The 16,384-nt window shown below is 39.3% G+C and carries 16 protein-coding genes; 6 read left to right on the top strand and 10 right to left on the bottom strand.

Translation table 11 applies throughout. From position 1 onward, the window contains the following. Nucleotides 1–91: 91 nt before the first annotated feature. Nucleotides 92–301, top strand: a complete 210-nt coding sequence (locus V7Q04_RS10370) for a hypothetical protein (protein ID WP_333804999.1) — start codon at nt 92–94, stop codon at nt 299–301. Between the two features lie 24 nt (nt 302–325). Further along, entirely contained in the window at nt 326–1,300 is a 975-nt protein-coding gene (locus tag V7Q04_RS10375; protein ID WP_333805000.1) for an HD domain-containing protein, read from the top strand. A 264-nt stretch (nt 1,301–1,564) separates the two neighbouring features. Here the strand turns inward: V7Q04_RS10375 and V7Q04_RS10380 are convergent, their stop codons facing one another. From V7Q04_RS10380 to V7Q04_RS10400, 5 genes are all read right to left on the bottom strand, one after another. Continuing rightward, nucleotides 1,565–2,479 carry a DUF234 domain-containing protein gene (locus V7Q04_RS10380; protein ID WP_333805001.1) on the bottom strand — a complete coding sequence of 305 codons (915 nt, stop codon included), beginning with the start codon at nt 2,477–2,479 and terminating at the stop codon, nt 1,565–1,567. A 114-nt stretch (nt 2,480–2,593) separates the two neighbouring features. Beyond that, complete coding sequence (locus V7Q04_RS10385) at nt 2,594–2,809, bottom strand: CDGSH iron-sulfur domain-containing protein (protein ID WP_333805002.1); 216 nt, start codon at nt 2,807–2,809, stop codon at nt 2,594–2,596. A gap of 18 nt (nt 2,810–2,827) precedes the next feature. Then, on the bottom strand, nt 2,828–3,535 hold the full coding sequence (locus tag V7Q04_RS10390) for a pirin family protein (protein WP_333805004.1): 708 nt from the start codon (nt 3,533–3,535) through the stop codon (nt 2,828–2,830). Nucleotides 3,536–3,651: 116 nt separating this feature from the next. Further along, a complete protein-coding gene (locus tag V7Q04_RS10395) occupies nt 3,652–4,218 on the bottom strand; it encodes a YceI family protein (protein ID WP_333805005.1) in 567 nt (188 codons plus the stop codon). A gap of 61 nt (nt 4,219–4,279) precedes the next feature. Beyond that, nucleotides 4,280–4,735: a MarR family winged helix-turn-helix transcriptional regulator gene (locus V7Q04_RS10400; RefSeq protein WP_333805006.1), complete on the bottom strand. Its 456-nt coding sequence runs from the start codon at nt 4,733–4,735 to the stop codon at nt 4,280–4,282. A 179-nt stretch (nt 4,736–4,914) separates the two neighbouring features. On the opposite strand from V7Q04_RS10400, the gene V7Q04_RS10405 reads away from it, so the two are divergent. The 4 genes from V7Q04_RS10405 (at nt 4,915) to sdhE (ending at nt 9,492) form a co-directional block, all read left to right on the top strand. Continuing rightward, nucleotides 4,915–5,427, top strand: coding sequence for a hypothetical protein (locus V7Q04_RS10405; RefSeq protein WP_333805007.1), 513 nt, complete (start codon nt 4,915–4,917; stop codon nt 5,425–5,427). Nucleotides 5,428–5,827: 400 nt separating this feature from the next. Then, entirely contained in the window at nt 5,828–7,675 is a 1,848-nt protein-coding gene (gene sdhA, locus V7Q04_RS10410) for an 8-methylmenaquinol:fumarate reductase flavoprotein subunit (RefSeq protein WP_333805008.1), read from the top strand. Beyond that, the gene (gene sdhB, locus V7Q04_RS10415) at nt 7,675–8,634 is read left to right on the top strand and encodes an 8-methylmenaquinol:fumarate reductase iron-sulfur subunit (RefSeq protein WP_333805009.1); all 960 of its coding nucleotides are present in this window, start codon (nt 7,675–7,677) and stop codon (nt 8,632–8,634) included. The genes sdhA and sdhB overlap by 1 nt, the downstream gene beginning before the upstream one ends. A 3-nt stretch (nt 8,635–8,637) precedes the next feature. Beyond that, the gene (sdhE, locus tag V7Q04_RS10420; RefSeq protein ID WP_333805010.1) at nt 8,638–9,492 is read left to right on the top strand and encodes an 8-methylmenaquinol:fumarate reductase membrane anchor subunit; all 855 of its coding nucleotides are present in this window, start codon (nt 8,638–8,640) and stop codon (nt 9,490–9,492) included. Between the two features lie 95 nt (nt 9,493–9,587). Here sdhE and selB read toward each other — a convergent pair whose 3' ends face one another. Genes selB through V7Q04_RS10445 form a run of 5 tightly spaced genes read right to left on the bottom strand, consistent with a single transcriptional unit; the run spans nt 9,588 to nt 16,166 of the window. After that, the gene (selB, locus tag V7Q04_RS10425) at nt 9,588–11,423 is read right to left on the bottom strand and encodes a selenocysteine-specific translation elongation factor (protein WP_333805012.1); all 1,836 of its coding nucleotides are present in this window, start codon (nt 11,421–11,423) and stop codon (nt 9,588–9,590) included. Continuing rightward, nucleotides 11,423–12,763, bottom strand: coding sequence for an L-seryl-tRNA(Sec) selenium transferase (selA, locus tag V7Q04_RS10430; protein ID WP_333805013.1), 1,341 nt, complete (start codon nt 12,761–12,763; stop codon nt 11,423–11,425). The genes selB and selA overlap by 1 nt, the downstream gene beginning before the upstream one ends. Continuing rightward, on the bottom strand, nt 12,760–13,434 hold the full coding sequence (locus tag V7Q04_RS10435) for a response regulator (RefSeq protein WP_333805014.1): 675 nt from the start codon (nt 13,432–13,434) through the stop codon (nt 12,760–12,762). Before V7Q04_RS10435 ends, selA begins: the two co-directional genes overlap by 4 nt. Next, nucleotides 13,415–15,046 carry a sensor histidine kinase gene (locus V7Q04_RS10440; RefSeq protein WP_333805015.1) on the bottom strand — a complete coding sequence of 544 codons (1,632 nt, stop codon included), beginning with the start codon at nt 15,044–15,046 and terminating at the stop codon, nt 13,415–13,417. Before V7Q04_RS10440 ends, V7Q04_RS10435 begins: the two co-directional genes overlap by 20 nt. Nucleotide 15,047: 1 nt before the next feature. After that, nucleotides 15,048–16,166 (bottom strand): ABC transporter substrate-binding protein, encoded by a 1,119-nt coding sequence (locus tag V7Q04_RS10445; protein WP_333805016.1) that lies wholly within the window; start codon nt 16,164–16,166, stop codon nt 15,048–15,050. Nucleotides 16,167–16,384 lie beyond the last annotated feature (218 nt).

Raw genomic sequence — 16,384 nt, forward strand, 5'->3', positions numbered from 1 at the left:
TTTTCCTTGTAAGTTGCAGAATATAATCTGCATGAAATGTAAGGTATTATACAATAAAACCAATCATAGTTTGTTAATGAAAGGTCAACAGATGCCAGAGAATGCCGATAAAATGGCACTTATAGAAGAAATTGAAAAGCTGATAGAATCCGACCCAAATGCTCCTATTTCTTCATTTTCTATGTTAGAGTTTTTAGAACTGGATGATTTAGTCTCTGTTCGAGAAACGCTTTTATACTCTAAAGCAAATCGCTCAGCCGAGAACGATAAATGGTTCGATGAGCTTTGTAAAAAGTCTTAAAATCTTTACATGTAAAGGTCAAGTATGAGTGATAAGTGGGCATATTTAAATGATATTGAGGGATGTGAGGTCGTCGCACTTTACACCCTTCACTCCCTTATTGAAATAGTCTATTTGAAAGAGGGAAAAGAGCGAAGCCTTACCCTAAACTTTCATGTAGCAGGCGGTGCAATGGGCTATATTGAGTTTTTTCAGCTCGATTCCATTCCTCTACCACCTGTAAAAGTCAAACATGTGCTGAGTGATACGATAACAAAAATTTTGCAAGTACATCTTTATGCTGAAATCAATGAGCATGAGCACTATGAAGAGTTAGAACTGGTGTGTGATAATGGCAGTTACCTGCTTTATTTCAGTGAAAATGATGAAGAGGAATCCTATGCAAAAATCGAAAAAGATAAAACACCAAGCTTGCCAAAAGTAACCAATACAAAGGCTATGTTGCCTAAAGAGCTTTTTAATGTAGAGTTTTTCAAAGAAAATCTCGCGTTTGCGCTTGTGGCACATGGTGAGCAGAAAACACCCCATGGGCTACCTTATGCAATGCATCTTCTTAGTGTTGCAAGTGAGGTTATAAATGCATTGAGTATAGAGCCTTTGAGTTATGATGAGCATAATGTTGCCATTGCATGTGCGCTTTTACATGATGTTAATGAAGATACTCTTACAAAGATTACAAAAGAGACCCTTTTAGCAGGCAATACAGAGGTGATCGCCAAAGGTGTGCAGGCACTCACGAAAGATAAAAGCCTGCCTTCTAAAGAGGCGCAAATGAAAGACAGCCTTGAACGACTTAAAAAGCGTCAAAACTGTGTTGTGCTTGTAAAACTCGCCGATCGTATTACCAATTTAGGGGTTCCCCCCAAACATTGGGATGGTGCAAAAAAAGAAAAATATTGTGAAGAAGCCAAGCTAATTTTGAGCGAACTTGGTTATGCCCATGGTTATTTAGCAAGTAAGCTTGCGGAAAAAATTAAAGCGTATGAAGTTTATATCTGATGTTTGTAGTGTGGAATTAAAAATGCTTAGGGTGTGACATAACAACAAAAGGATGAATCATGCGTGTTTGGATTAGTTATGTCAAATACACTCCTGAGGTCGTCGCCTTTGTCGCAACCTGTGTTGTTTTAGCGCGATAATTGATCAAGGGAATACGTCTTCAAAGCAAAGCTCTAAAGACTACGTTAACACTGGGCTCTCAAAGACGGAGAGCCCATACACCTTTGGTGCTTTAAGCTCTTAAAAGTTAATTTTTTGAGATGACTAGTATTTTTTTCCTTCGCAAGGAATCAACTCTTTGTCACTAATCTCTTCAACCAATGCTTTCATGCTTTTGATCGTAAACAGTTTTAGATCGTCGCCTTTAAGCGCTTTAAGCTCGGATGTAAAACCACTTTTTGAAAAAATAACAAACAAATCAGGCTCAAATTCTGCTTTGGCACACTGCTCTTTGAGTTTGGAAAGTTCGGTTTTTTTCACTTTGGTATTTTTATATTTGGTGCTTCCAGCAATGAGTTTACCCGATTGTGTCTTAGCCAAAATATCAATCTCCGCGTTTTTATCCCAATAACTTCCCACCTCTACGATCGGATCTTCAATCATGAGTTTGCGCAACAGTTCAAAGGAGAGTTTTTTAAAGATAAGCTCATAAAATTCTTGTTCACGCGATGCGAATGATTTTTCAACTTCGCTGTAATCACCCTCTTTGATGGTTTTATAAAACGGAGAAACAAAGGCAAACCAAAAGCGCATAAAAGGGGTCATGAAGCTTAGTTTATCGGAGTTGTCATCGTCTATATTCACAGGGCGTTCTAACGAATATTCAAAGCGAATAAGAGCACTGTCTAAAAGTGTATCAAGGGCAGATTCACCTTCTTCTCGGCTAATGTGCGCTCGCTTAAAGGTAGAATGCACACGACGATCGCCCGTTGCCATAGCACTTAAAAGAGCGTGACTGAGCTTATTACTAAAAGTTACTTTGGCGATGTCACTATGAATGTAAGGATAATTTTTAAAAATTTTAGTTTCCATAAGCTCTAAAAGGGGCTTGTTTAGGTCGACTTTCCAGCTGGTGCCTCCAAAAACAGAAAAGTACTCAAGCGCTTTTTCAATATCATCGGCATGATTTTGAAGGTAAAAAGAGCGGAACTGGTGTAAAAGAGTAGGATGTTTTGGCATGAAAAAATACCTTTGATTGTTTTTTAACAATTATACACGAATAAAAGGATTTTAAAAGGGGCAGAAAAAGAGAGTAGTCAAAGAAGGTTTTGACTACTCCTACAGATAATAGTGTTATTTAGCGTGACTTCCATCACAAAAAGGAGCATTAGCGCTCTTTTTACAGGCGCAAAGGTAGTACTCTTTACTCTCTGTTACAGAAAACTCTTTAGGCGTAAAGACTGAACCTTTATGGCTACCATCACATAAAACAGTGCTGGCACTTTTTCCACAGGTACAGAAGTGGTAACTTTTATTGGCTTCGAGTGACATTTTTACAGGAGTTGACATTGTTTTTCCTTGGTTGATTTAGTGCATTGGCACATCAAATACCAAAACCCAAGAGGGTTTCAACGCTTTTAGTTCATAGGCTTTTTCTTCGGTGATTTGTACTTCATCTCTTTGTTCAAGTACGATACCATCAATTTCAATTTGACCTTCGACAACGAGTAAGAGTTTACCACGATTTGTGATAGAAGGCGCTATGGAAATGGTTTTACCCTCATCCAATTCAGTTGTAGTGATAAACGCCTCTTGTTTGATCGCAATAGAGTTGCCTCTGCCATCTGGAGAGATAAGCGTTACCCATTGATTGCTTTTGGTCACATCTCTAAAATCACGTTGATTGTAGAGGGGTTTCCCACCTTTTTCATTAGGATGTATCCAGATTTGAAACAGAGCAACAGATTCATTTTTTGAAGCAAATTCGGAGTGCATAACACCATCCCCTGCGCTCATGTATTGTATTTCACCTGCGTGAACTTCTCCATGATTGCCAAAAGAGTCTGTGTGAATGACTGCACCTTTTGTAACGATAGTGATGATCTCCATGTCACGGTGCGGGTGCATCCCAAAACCTTCTCCTGCTTCTACGATGTCATCGTTAATAACACGAAGCGCTCCAAAACCCATACGTTCTTTGTTGTAGTACTCCGCAAAGGAGAAGCTAAAATGGCTATGAAGCCAACCGTGTTCTGCAACACCTCTTTGGTTTGCTTTATGAATGTTCAATGCCATTGCTTTTTCCTTTACGTGTAAACTATTTTGACACGCTTGCAAAGCAAAGCTCTGCAAGCTATGTTAACACTAGGTTCTCTTCGTCAGAGAGCCCACTCATTTTTCAGTGCTTTGATTTATTTTTGTAAAATACCTTCAAGTGCTACGTCAATTTTAACCTCTTCACCAACAATTACACCACCTGTTTCAAGGGCTTTGTTCCATGAAATACCAAAATCATTACGGTTGATCTTTCCAGTCAGTCCAAGACCTACACGCTTGTTACCATATGGATCAGTAGCACTTCCGCCGTTCTCGTAAGCTAAAACAACCGGTTTGGTCACACCTTTCATGGTGAGTTTTCCGTAGGCTTTGTCACCTTTGATTTCATCAAGTACAAATGTGATAGTTGGGTACTTTGCAACATCAAAAAGATCTGCTGAGCGTAAGTGCTCATCTCTGTCTTTAATACCTGTATCGATGGTTGTCGCTTGAATCGTTCCAGTGAGAGATTTAAGCGTTTTGGTTGCTTCATCGTATACAAAACTTCCGTTAAATGTTGAAAAATTCCCTTTTACGGTTGAAATCATGGCGTGTTTGACGCTAAAATCTGCACTAGAGTGTGAAGGATCAACGTTGTAATTTCCAGCGAATAGGGCAGTTCCTGCCAACAAAGATGTTGCGAGTAATGTTTTGATTTTCATAATATTTCCTTTTTTACTAATTAGTAGTATTTGAGCAAAAAAAAGCTTGCTTACACGAAGCCTATTGCGCTTTTTGCAATTTTCGTAACAGGTCGTACATGACCACCATTTCTTCATCGGATAACATGTCAAAATAACTCTTTAGATTGGCTGCGTGTTGTCCAAACATACTGCTGATAAGCGTTTTGCCAACTTCAGTAATGCTTACGATACGCACACGGCTATCTTCAGGCGATGGAAGTGTTTGCACTAAACCATCTCTGACGAGATTTTTGACAACCACTGTGACATTGCCAGGAGTGCTCATAATAAGCTTTGTAATCTCTCCTACTTGCAAATCACCACGATGGTAAAGGACTTCTAGGACTACAAACTGGTTCATTGTTAAACCGCATTCATTGATGTATTTCAACTCTTTGTTGCGGATTTTAGTAAAGGCTCTAACAATTTGTATCCATGTTTGCATACTCTTATCAGTTCGTTCACCGTAACTTTTAACTTCAGATCTCAGTTTCATTTTTTCCTTCCTTTGCCGAAATTATATTACTAATTAGTAGTAATGTCAAGAGTAAAATTCATTTTTTCTTTAAAAGAGACAAAAATGTCATTTTTTAGAGTGGATAAAACATTGCTTTTACTTTGTTTGTTATATAATTGCGCGCCTATTTTAGGGCATTACGAATTATGGAGAAGAGTATGGAGAATGATATAAAAAGTAAATTGGAAGAGAATCTATTAACGAAGGTTTCAACCTTTAATCAATTTTTGGAGCAAAAGGTCGAGAGTATGTTGCTGAAACTGCTCAATATTGCTCGGTATATTTTTATTGTTATGATGATTGTGTACTTGGGGCAGTGTTTTGTAAGTTTAGGTTATAAAATGGTCTCTTTTACCCTTTTACAGGGCGCACTTAATTTTGATTCGATTAAGATCATTTTGACCGATAGCTTGTTTGTGTTGATTGTATTAGCGATTGTGAAAACGCTTTTTATTCAAGATGGATTTGACTATGCGGTGACTTTTCTTGAAATTTCATTTGTTGTATTGGTGCGAAAACTAATCTTGTTGGAGACTGATCCTTCTGAGACACTTCTGTTGTTAGTGCTTGGTATAACATCAGCACTTTTCTTTATTTTGATCGTCTATATCAAAGGGATGAAACATAAATGGGAAAGAGAGAAGTGCGAGCAATGCATTAAAGCAAAATAAAACGAAACTTATGTATATAAACTGTTATTATAATACTCTGTGATTTTACAGTGCTCAAAATCCCTATTTATGAGCACTGTAATACCTTTTCTAGAAATTTTAAATAAATACAAATTTCCCTTTATTAAAATCCCATTTTTATCCCAAGCTATATGTTAAAATTCAACTGAAAATAATGTTTACATTCGTGAAAGCTTATTTGATGATGGAAATAGCGTACTTCACACGTAAGGTGTGTGGTCAAGGCTATGATTTTGGGTGACGCGAGCAAAAGCGTTAACGTTGAGAGATAAATGGGATACTCATGGAAGCACTAAGCCTTTTGATTGTCAAAAGAGCTTTTGTGTCACAAAAAGTATGACACTTATCTTGCACTATCTATAACTACAGAGGAAATCTTATGACTGAACAGTTTACCCGCAGAGAATTTCTGCAGTCGGCCTGTATTACCATGGGTGCATTAATGGTGAGTACGGGTGGTGTTGAGAGCGCATATGCTGCTTCAACTACTACAGCAACATCTGATACAAAAATGCCATCATGCGATATTTTGATTATTGGTTCTGGCGGCGCAGGTCTTAGAGCTGCTGTTGCTGCAATGAAAAAAAATCCAAAACTAAGCGTGGTTGTTGTGAGCAAAACAATGCCATCACGTAGTGCAACGACGATGGCAGAGGGTGGCATCAACGGTGTTATCGATTTTAGTAAGGGTGATTCGTATGAATTACACGCTTACGATACCGTTAAAGGTGGTGATTTTCTTGTTGATCAAGACTCTTCAATCAAATTTTGTAAAGCAGCCGGTGAGGCTATTAATGAGTTAGACTATTTAGGCATGCCTTTTTCTCGTACAAAAGAAGGCAAAGTAAAAGCAAGACCTTTTGGTGGTGCTTCGAAAGTTCGTTGTAACTTCTCTTCTGATAAAACAGGACACATTGTTGCGCACACCTGTTTAGATGACGCGATCAGCAGTGGTGTTAAATTTTTAATGGATCACGAACTTCTTGATATTGGCGTTGATAACGGTAATTGTGAAGGTGCTGTACTTCGTAACATTCGTACCGGTGACATTGCTCCTGTTCGTGCAAAATCCGTGATTTTGGCAACCGGAGGCTATACACGCATTTTTTGGAATCGTACTTCTACTCCTTACATCTCTACAGGTGATGGTGTTGCAGCAGCCCTTCGTGCAGGTGTTGCATTTAAAGATCCTGAGATGGTTCAGTTCCATCCAACCGGTGTTGTTCACGGTGGTACGCTCATTACCGAAGCAGCGCGTGGCGAGGGTGGTTATTTGCTCAATAATCTAGGTGAACGTTTTATGAAACGCTATGCACCGAGCAAAATGGAACTAGGACCACGTGATATCGTTGCACGTGCGATTGAAACTGAAATCCGTGAAGGAAGAGCTTTTGGTCATGGACTTGAAGCATATGTTCTACTCGATGTTAGACATTTAGGTAAAGAAAAAATTATTAAAGATTTACCACAAATTCGTCACGTGGGTAAGCTTTTTGAGAACATCGACCTTGTCGATCAACCGATGATTATTCGTCCAACAGCACACTACTCTATGGGTGGTATTGATGTTGCGAAATTTGATGATATGTCAACACCAGTTCCAGGACTATTTACAGCGGGTGAAGCATCATGTGTTTCTATCCACGGTGCAAACCGTTTGGGTGGTAACTCACTTTCAGATGCGGTTGTAACAGGTAAAATTGCAGGCGATGGCGCAGCTGCTTATGCTAGCAAAGCAGATTTCAGTGCGGGTAAACGTCTTCATGATTTGGCATCACAATGGAATAGCCGTTTCAAAGAAGTCACCAGTGGTAGTGGCGATGCAAAACAGATGTATGCTATTCGTGAGGAACTTGGTGCACAGAACTGGGATAATATGGGTATTTTCCGTACACAATCTAAACTAACCTCTTTAGGTGGTAGTTTAGAAGAACTTCAAGCGCGTTACAATGCTTTACGTATTCCAAACCCAAATCCAGTGTATAACACAGCTTTCACAGAGTATGTTGAACTAGGTAATTTATTGCTTCTTTCTCAAGCGGCGTGTTTGGCTGCGAGTGAGCGTAAAGAGTCTCGTGGTGCACACACCAGAGAAGACTTCGCTAAGCGTGATGATGCAAACTTCCTAAAACACTCTATGGTGACAATGAATGCGAGCGGTAAATTGCAAATGGGCTGGAAAGATGTTGAAATCACCCAGTTTAAAGTTGAGGAGAGGAAATACTAATGAAATTTATTATTGATCGCTTTGATGGCAAAAAAAGCTATGAGCAAACCTATACGGTGGAAAAAAAGGATATTGAAGCATTAACTTTATTAGGTGTATTGCTTTTAATTAAACAGAAACAAGATGTAACACTCAACTTTACCGCATCTTGCCGTTGTGCGATTTGTGGAGCCTGTGGTGTACGTGTTAATGGACATGCTTACATCGCGTGCGATAGTAAGATGACAGAGCTTTTTGAAGAGTATGGTGAAGCTGATGCATTCCGTATCTCTCCTTTGGCAAATTTCAAAGTCATTTCTGATCTTGTGGTTGATTGGGAACCTGCGATGGAAAACCTACGCAAAATCAAACCAGCACTCGTGGCAAAAGCTGAATTCTCAGAGAAAGAGGGCTGTCGTCAAAATCAAGAAGAGTTTGATCGCATTATTAAACAATGGGATTGTATTCTTTGTGGATGTTGTGCTTCAGAGTGTAATAAACTCACAGCAGATCATGCTGATTATATGGAACCGTTTGTCTTTACCCATGCATGGCGTGCAGCGAACGATTCACGTTCAAAAGACCCAATGATTCATGCAAAACCAGCCGTAACCAATGGTTTATGGAACTGTGTACACTGTCAAGAGTGTGCAAACCGTTGTCCAAAAGGTATCAGTTCAGCGGATGATATCGCAGGCTTACGTGCGATGGTCTTGAAAAAAGGGCTTAACTCAGGCGTTGGTCCAGCACACGCAAAATCATTCTACACAGACTTAGTCGAAGACTCAGGTCGCTTGAATGAGATTCGTCTTGCTCTTAGAACAGAAGGTGTGAGTACTGCGCTTCGTGCGGGAACTGCCATCACACTTATGCGTGCAGGTAAAATGAACCCACTGGAAGTATTTGGTGGACATACGATTGAAGGTCATAAAGACTTAGTAAAAATGATTGAAGCAGCTAAAGCTGCAACGAAGGAGTAACGTATGCAAAAAGAATTCGCTTTTTTCCCTGGTTGCGTGCTTACTCAAGCTGCAATTGAAGCCAAAATGGCTATAGAGGCTATTGCCCCAATTTTGGGAATCACACTTAAAGAGATTACTGGATGGAGCTGTTGTGGTGCTTCTCAAGCACAAGATGTTGATCCATTAGCAACGCTAGTCGCTAATGCTCGTAACCTTGCACTTGCTGAGAAAATGAATTTGCCACTTCTGACAACATGCAGTACCTGTTTGTTGATGCTAACCCGTGCAAAAACACAATTGGATAACGGTCAAAAAGAGCGTATTAACACGTTTCTTGCTAAAGGAAACATGGACTATAAAGGAACCAGTGAAGTGACAAGTCTTCTTTGGTTGCTTGCTCAAAATGCTGAAGAGATTAAAGCAAAAGTGAAAAAACCACTCTCTAATCTTAAAGTGGCTGTTTTTTACGGTTGCCACAGTGTAAGACCTGAAAAAGATCTTGGTTTTGAAAGCTCAGTGAATCCAACAAGCTTTGAAACGGTTGTAAAAGCTTTAGGTGCTGAGGTTGTACCTTTTACAAAGCGCCTTGATTGTTGTGGTTTCCACGCTGTTTATCCAGCGGAGAAGTCAGTTATGAAAATGACCAGTGGCATTGTCAACAGTGCGGCTGAGTCAAAAGCGGATTGTGTTGTCACACCATGTCCTCTTTGCCAAATGCAATTAGACATCTACCAAGATGACGCACAAGCAACAACAAAATCAAAAGCGCGCGTACCGGTTATTCACTTATCTCAATTGGTAGGTCTAGCTCTTGGTATTGATGCGAAGAAACTTGGACTTGATTATAACGTCATTGATGCGAGTAAATTAGCATAATGATTTAATAAGAGATGACGTCCTATGACGTCATCTCTTGCCTTTTTTTCTATGTTAAATAAACAGATTTCTCACGCACCTTTGGTGTTTTCCTGTTAGACTAAAACTCTTCTATTTTCTTCTTTTTTCACATCATCAAAATTGTCGAGGTAGTCAAGGTACGCGACTAGGTATTTTCGGCTTATGTCAAAATGCTCTTTAAAAGCTTTTATGTCGATGCCTTCTTCTTTGCGCATAATGTCTCTTAAATGCGCCATCATAGCACTTAATGCGGTGCTTGTGACAAAGAGGTTGTGCTCTAAGCGTACGACTTTTTTAGCACGTGTGAGGCTTTTCAGTGCGTCATCGCCCATTTTTCGGTCAATGTCAAGCTCATCGTAGATGTTGTAAGGTGCATCGGGAGTAAATTCGGCTTCCAGTAAAATAGTGTAGAGTTTATCTTCAATAAGCGTTTCAATATTCTCAATGTCGATTTGCGCGTTTTTATAGATACCATTTATGAAGTCTAATATGCCTTCATCGCAAAGCTTTTGCAGAACGCTTTCCACTAAAGCGACACTTGCCCATTTGAGTTTTAACGAGAGAGAATTAGCCGAAAGTAGGGCATACGCATTTTTAGCATAAATCGCTTGAACGATGCGCGTTAACTCCTCTTTCATGCTTATGGGGTAAAGTACCAAGCCTTTTTCATCGACAAAAACATCGCTTATTTCATTGGCAATAATGATGGCTTCTTCATGGTTCAGACCAAAGCGCTGGTTGGAAGAGATAAGCCCAAAACCGTGTTTATGCATCTCGACTAAAATGGTAAAAGCGCTCTTAAAATCTTTGCTATCCAATGCTTTAAGAAGTTCTAACTTCACCTTTTTTTTCATCGGGTCATTGATGGGGTTTAGGATGCGTCCACCACCGATGGTGCGACCACTAGAGCAGATGATGAAAGGTTCATCATGGACTAAAAAGAGTTTGTGGTTAAACTGTAATTTGGCATAACCTTTGTCTGCTTTGTCTTCATTTTCATAAAATAAAATGCGCGATTCGACTTGTTTGGTTCCGACATAAAGAATAACTTTACTGTTATGTTTAAGGGTATGTCCGCCAATACTCTCAACCCAAACATCCGCAACATCAAAGCCACGAATAAACCCTTTTTTGCACAGCAATGCCCCTTTTTCAAAAGAGGTTTTTTGCGCATTTTGAAGGTTGATGGCGGTGCGTTGAGACGAAACAGCCGTTTCAACATCGTGGTCATGGACTTGAAGGTTGCGAATCACAAACTCTTTTTCTAATTCAGGTGCAAAAAGTTTTTCACCGATTTTAATCGTTCCATCTAAAACCGTTCCTGTAACAACGGTACCCGCACCTGCAATGGAGAAAGAGCGATCGACGTAGTAGCGAAAAAGACCGTTACTTTTTTTAGGGATAGCAGGTAGGGCAAAAAGGGCATTTTTGAGTATTTGAATGCTTTGTGGCTCATACACACTTACGGGAATAATTTCGGATAAGTGAAGGTTTTTAAGTGTCTTAAAATGCTCAGTAATTTCATACTTACGCCCTTCAATGACAGTTTCTGTTGCGAGGTCTTTTTTGGTGAGCGCAACGATAATATTTTTGACATGTAAAAGGTTTAATATCTCTAAATGCTCTTTGGTTTGAGGCATAATGCCTTCATTGGCATCAACGACAACCAAACTTGCATCAAAACCAAACGCACCTGAGATCATGTTTTTTAAGAGTTTTTCATGCCCTGGAACGTCAATAAAGGCAACATTTTTTGCCTCATTTTGCATACTGGAAAAACTGAGGTTTATGGTGATTCCTCGGCGTTTTTCTTCTTCTAAACTGTCCCCCTCAAAGCCTGTGAGTGCTGTGATAAGAGCGGTCTTTCCATGGTCAACATGACCTGCGGTTCCAACGATAATATATTCCATTATTTCTTGCCTACAATAGTTTCTATGATGTGAACGAGTTTCTCTTCTACACTGGGAAGAATCGTGCGAAAATCGAGTAAAAATTGGTCATTTTCGATGCGTCCAATGACGTGCGATTCTCGAAATTTCTTCTCCAAAAGGGTTGCTTTTCCTTTGATGTGTAACGTGACAGTGGGAAAGCGTCGATTAGGAAGGGTGCCACCACCCATATAGGTTTCGCTTGGTACAATTTCACATGCCCCAGCACCGATTTTTTCTTTGACCCTTGCAGCGCGTTTTGTCAGTTCTTCGACACTTCTAAAAAGAAGCCAAAGGGTAGGAATCTGTTCCCACTCCTCTTTGAGGTAGGCTTTAATACTCTCTTCAAGAAGGCTAAGGGTGATTTTATCGACTCGCAGCATTCGAAGCAACTGGTTCTTTTTAAGCTTGGCGATCAAGTCTGCGCGTCCTGCGATAATACCCGCTTGAACACTTCCAAAGAGTTTGTCGCCGCTAAAGCTAATCAAGGACGGAGAACACGCCAAAATCTCTTCAAGTGAGTGTTCACGGTTGCCTAAGTTGTAGGGTAGTTTTGGTACATAACCGCTACCAAGGTCGTAGTAGTCCAAAAGGTTGTTTTGACTGGCTACTTCTTTGAGCTTTTCATAAGGTACATCTTCGCTAAAACCTTCAATGGAGAAGTTGGATTGATGCACTTTCATGAGCATTGCCGTATTTTCGTTGATGGCACCCTCGTAGTCGTTTATTTTTGTTTTATTGGTGGCGCCTACTTCGCACAAAAGAGCTCCGCTTTGCTTCATTACCTCAGGGATACGAAAACTTCCACCAATTTCGACCAATTCGCCACGAGAAACAACGACTTCTTGGTTCTTAGCAAAGGTATTGAGGATTAAAAAAACGGCGGAGGCGTTGTTATTGACGACCAACACATCTTCAACATTGAGAAGCTCTTTGAGGTGCGTACTCACATGTTCATAGCGCTCCCCGCGACTGCCCATCTCTAGGTTATACTCTAGATTTGAGTAGTTGCAGATAACCTCACTGGCACGATCCAATAAGGTTTTGGAGATGAGGCTTCTGCCCATATTGGTATGTAAAATAACACCTGTTGCGTTGATAAGGGGTTTGAGCGAAGCCTGAAATAGGGCATCATAGGCTTTTTTGATTTCACGCATCAAAGCTTCTTCATCAAAACTCTCCATCTCATGGCTTAAAAGTGTTTGGCGAACTTCTTCGATTTTTGTGCGAGCGATTTTCATCACTAAAGTTGCATTACAGCCTTCAAGAAGAGGATGTGTAAGGCATTTGTCAACTTTTGGGAGTGATCTTAATGTGTTCATGCGTTCTCCGGAAGCGGAAGTTTTGTCTCGTCAAAAAGGTATTTTTTGTTTTGGATCTTTGTGAGAATGCCTTGATCTCCTAGCTGTTTGAAAAGCTTGATGACGGTAGGTTTACTGACATCGACTTGTTCCATAATCTCACTGTAAGAGTAGTTAAGCATGTTCTCATTGTCTAAGTTTTTGATAATAAAACGAATAATTTCCACTTGCTTACTGTCCGTTACTGCCGAGATAGTTTTAATAATGTTGTAAGAACGCTCAATCTCTTTGGCTTGTATTTTTGGGAGTAAGACATCATGCAGTGAGTTTAAAAGCTCTTTGATGTTAACAGGTTTGATGATGTAGTTATCGACATGCAGTTTAATGGCATCAAGCAAATATTCTGTATCGGTGAAAGCCGTTGTCACAATGGACGGTATTTCAAGCTCAAGGTTGTTCTTAACCGTGCGTAGGAAATCGAGTCCATTGCTGTATTTGAGGTGAATGTCGGCGATAATGACATCAATTTTTTCATTTTGGATGATTTGCATGGCTTCATCAATGGTTTGCACCGGATAGATCTTTTTTACAAAGTCTTCTAACACCGAGGTCGTGTGTTTCAGTAGATCTGCCTCATCTTCGATGTAAAGAATCGTAAAACTACCGAGTAATTCAAAATTGCGCTTGTTCATCGTCATCACCCTCATTGGTATTAATGTAATTTTTTGGTATTTCTATCGTAAACATGGTACATGCCCAAAAAAGTTTAGTGCTTAATTTATGGCGAATATTTTTACAGGTTATCTTTCCATGCATATGTTTTTCAACCATCTGTTTAGACATATATAGCCCAATTCCAGTACCTACACTCTTATGTTTCGTCGTAAAATAGGGGTCGAAAACTTTGGGTATTATATCACTTTTTATACCGCCACCATTGTCGATGACATTGATAAAAATGCTCTTCTCATTTTGCTTGGCAATAATGTGAATAATCTTGTTTATCTGGTCTGTTTTACTCGCCAAAATATCTTTAGAATTACCAATGAGGTTAAGCAACACGTGAATAAGCTCATTTTTGAATCCAAAGACTTCAAGATCATCTTTGATGAAAAGCTCCAATATAATCTCTTCTTTTTCAAGCTGGTACTTGGAAAGATCGACTGCTTTTTGAATGACCTCTTTGATACGGAAGGCTTTTTTACTTTTGTTGGGGTTGAAGAAGGTTCTAAAATCTTCCAAGGTATCGGACATATTGGAAGAGAGCAGTTGCGCATCTTTGACACGTGAAGAGATGAACGCTTCATCGAGTTTTTTAGCTAAGAATTTACTTTCAAAACTTTGAATAATCATCATTAAAGAGCCAAGCGGTTGCCGCCATTGGTGTGCGATGTTTTGAAGCATCTCACCAAGACTTGCAAGCCTTGCTTGTTGGAACATGATGTTGTCTTTTTTACGGCTGTTCTCAACTTCACGCCTGATGCGAAGTTCCAGCGAGTCATTGAGATCGCGTAGTTCTTTGGTTTTGATTAAAATATTTTCTTCAAGGTAATTATGCAAATTTTTAAAATGGTTGATGATGATGAGTAGTACCATGGTGATAAAAAAGAAAATGAGACCTATGAGAAGAATGAGCATGACGGTACTGGTTTGAAAAAGGCTGTCATTCACCTGTTTTTCGGTAATAGCTTGTTTGAGATGCGTGGTGATGAGGCTTGAAAGGTAGATGTTCAGGGAGTTGGCTTCCAGTATAATATCATCAATTAAAAACGTGGCTTCTTCTGTTTTGGAGTATTTTAGAAGATCCAGCATAATGTTGATTTTTGTGTCAATGCTTTGCATTTTCACACTTATTTTTTCCACAATACCCTTCTGGAAGATCGTTTTTTCGGGAATTTCAGGCGTAACTAAAAAAAGACTAAGCCAGCGACTTGCAAAATAGGGAAGCCCCCCAATCTGTCGATTGGTTGCAAACTGATAGCTGTTCCATTGTTTGTGAATAATCTGCTGTGTCAGAAAGATGACCTCTATAGCATCGTTATTACTGATCTGTTTTTCATGTATATCGCGCAAGGTTTCTGCAATATTGACACGGTAGTTATCTTTAATCTCTTCTAAATCAACTTGAGGTTGCGTGTGTTTCTGGAACAGGGTTTCATAGTCATATTTGAGCGCAAAGATGGAGACAAACATCAAAAAGCCAATGGTCATGGTTCCACTGAGAATGATAAAAATGAGAATCTTCGTTTTATTGGAAAACTTGATGGTTTCGAGTTTTTGGTTAATAAATTGAACAAATGTCATCTTAATACTCATACTTTTGAATAATCTCAAATTTGCCATTGACGTAGTTTGAGAGATAGACTTGGTTTAAAAGTTGTGCATTGTGGTAAACGAGGGGAATGTTATCCAACGTTTGAGGTGCTATATGCTTGAGTTTGTCCAAAAATTTACTGGGTGTAATGATTCCATTAATCGCTTTAAGTGCCGTTACAACTGTTTTTGCGGCAAGATATGCTTCATAAGAGACCAAAGAAGGTTTCTCTTCAGGATAGTAAAAAGCAAGATTTTTAAGATACTCGGTTGCTTCTTTGGAATAAAAATCATCATAAGAAGGGACGGTTTGTGAAAACAAGATGTTATCGCCTTTCCCATGTAATTCACCCATTAAGGCATCTGCATTCACAAAAGAGATAGGACAGAAAATCATTTTTGAAGGAATTTGTTCTTTCACTTTTTCAATAAAGCGTGCCGTGGGTTTGTAAGAGCCTACTAAGATGATAGCCTCGGGTTTTGCTGTCTCAATTTCATGGATGGCATGACGAATAGAGAGGGTATTGCGTTTGTATGTACCTTCTGCACTTAAGGTTAGGTTGCGTTTTGAAAGCGCATTTGAGAGTGCGATATAGCCCTCTTCACCGTAATCATCGTTTTGGTAGAAAATGGCAAAACGGCTAATATTTTTTTGTTTGGTAAGATACTCAACTAATGCATCGAGTTCTTCAGTATAGGAACTTCTAAAATTGATAATATTGGGTGTGTCTTTTGTACGAAGAAAAGAAGCCCCCGTGTAAGGTGCAATGAAAGGTATATTGCTTTCCGCAATAAGAGGCATAACACGTTTGACTGTGGGTGTTCCAACAAAACCAAAAAGTGCGAAAACGTCATCTTTGGTGATGAGCTTGATGGTATTGCTAAAAGTGTTTTCTGGTTCATATTTATCGTCATATTGAATAAACTCTATCTTTTTACCTTGCACACCACCTCGGGCATTGGTGTGACTAAAATAGGTATTAGCACCCACTACAACATCCTTACCTAAGTGGCTATTGATACCTGTAAGCGGTAAAGAAGCTCCTAAGATAATCGAGTTTTTTTCCATACTTTTGTAAGAAGCGGTAAAGAAAAAGAAGATTACCGACATGCATAGGGCTAAAAAGCTCACAATAAGAAAGTTTTTGTTTACCAAAATGAATGACCTTCACTAGTTGATGATAGTTATTATAGCCTAAGAAGATTAACGCAAGCTATAGTGATAAAAGAGCCTTGTCAAGCATTGTATATTAATGTATATAACGCTTGACAAGCGGATAAATTTACTCTTGTTAAGAGCCATTTAATCCAATTCATTTTACAATATCG

This window comes from Sulfurospirillum sp. (assembly GCF_036802865.1).
Lineage (GTDB): Bacteria > Campylobacterota > Campylobacteria > Campylobacterales > Sulfurospirillaceae > Sulfurospirillum.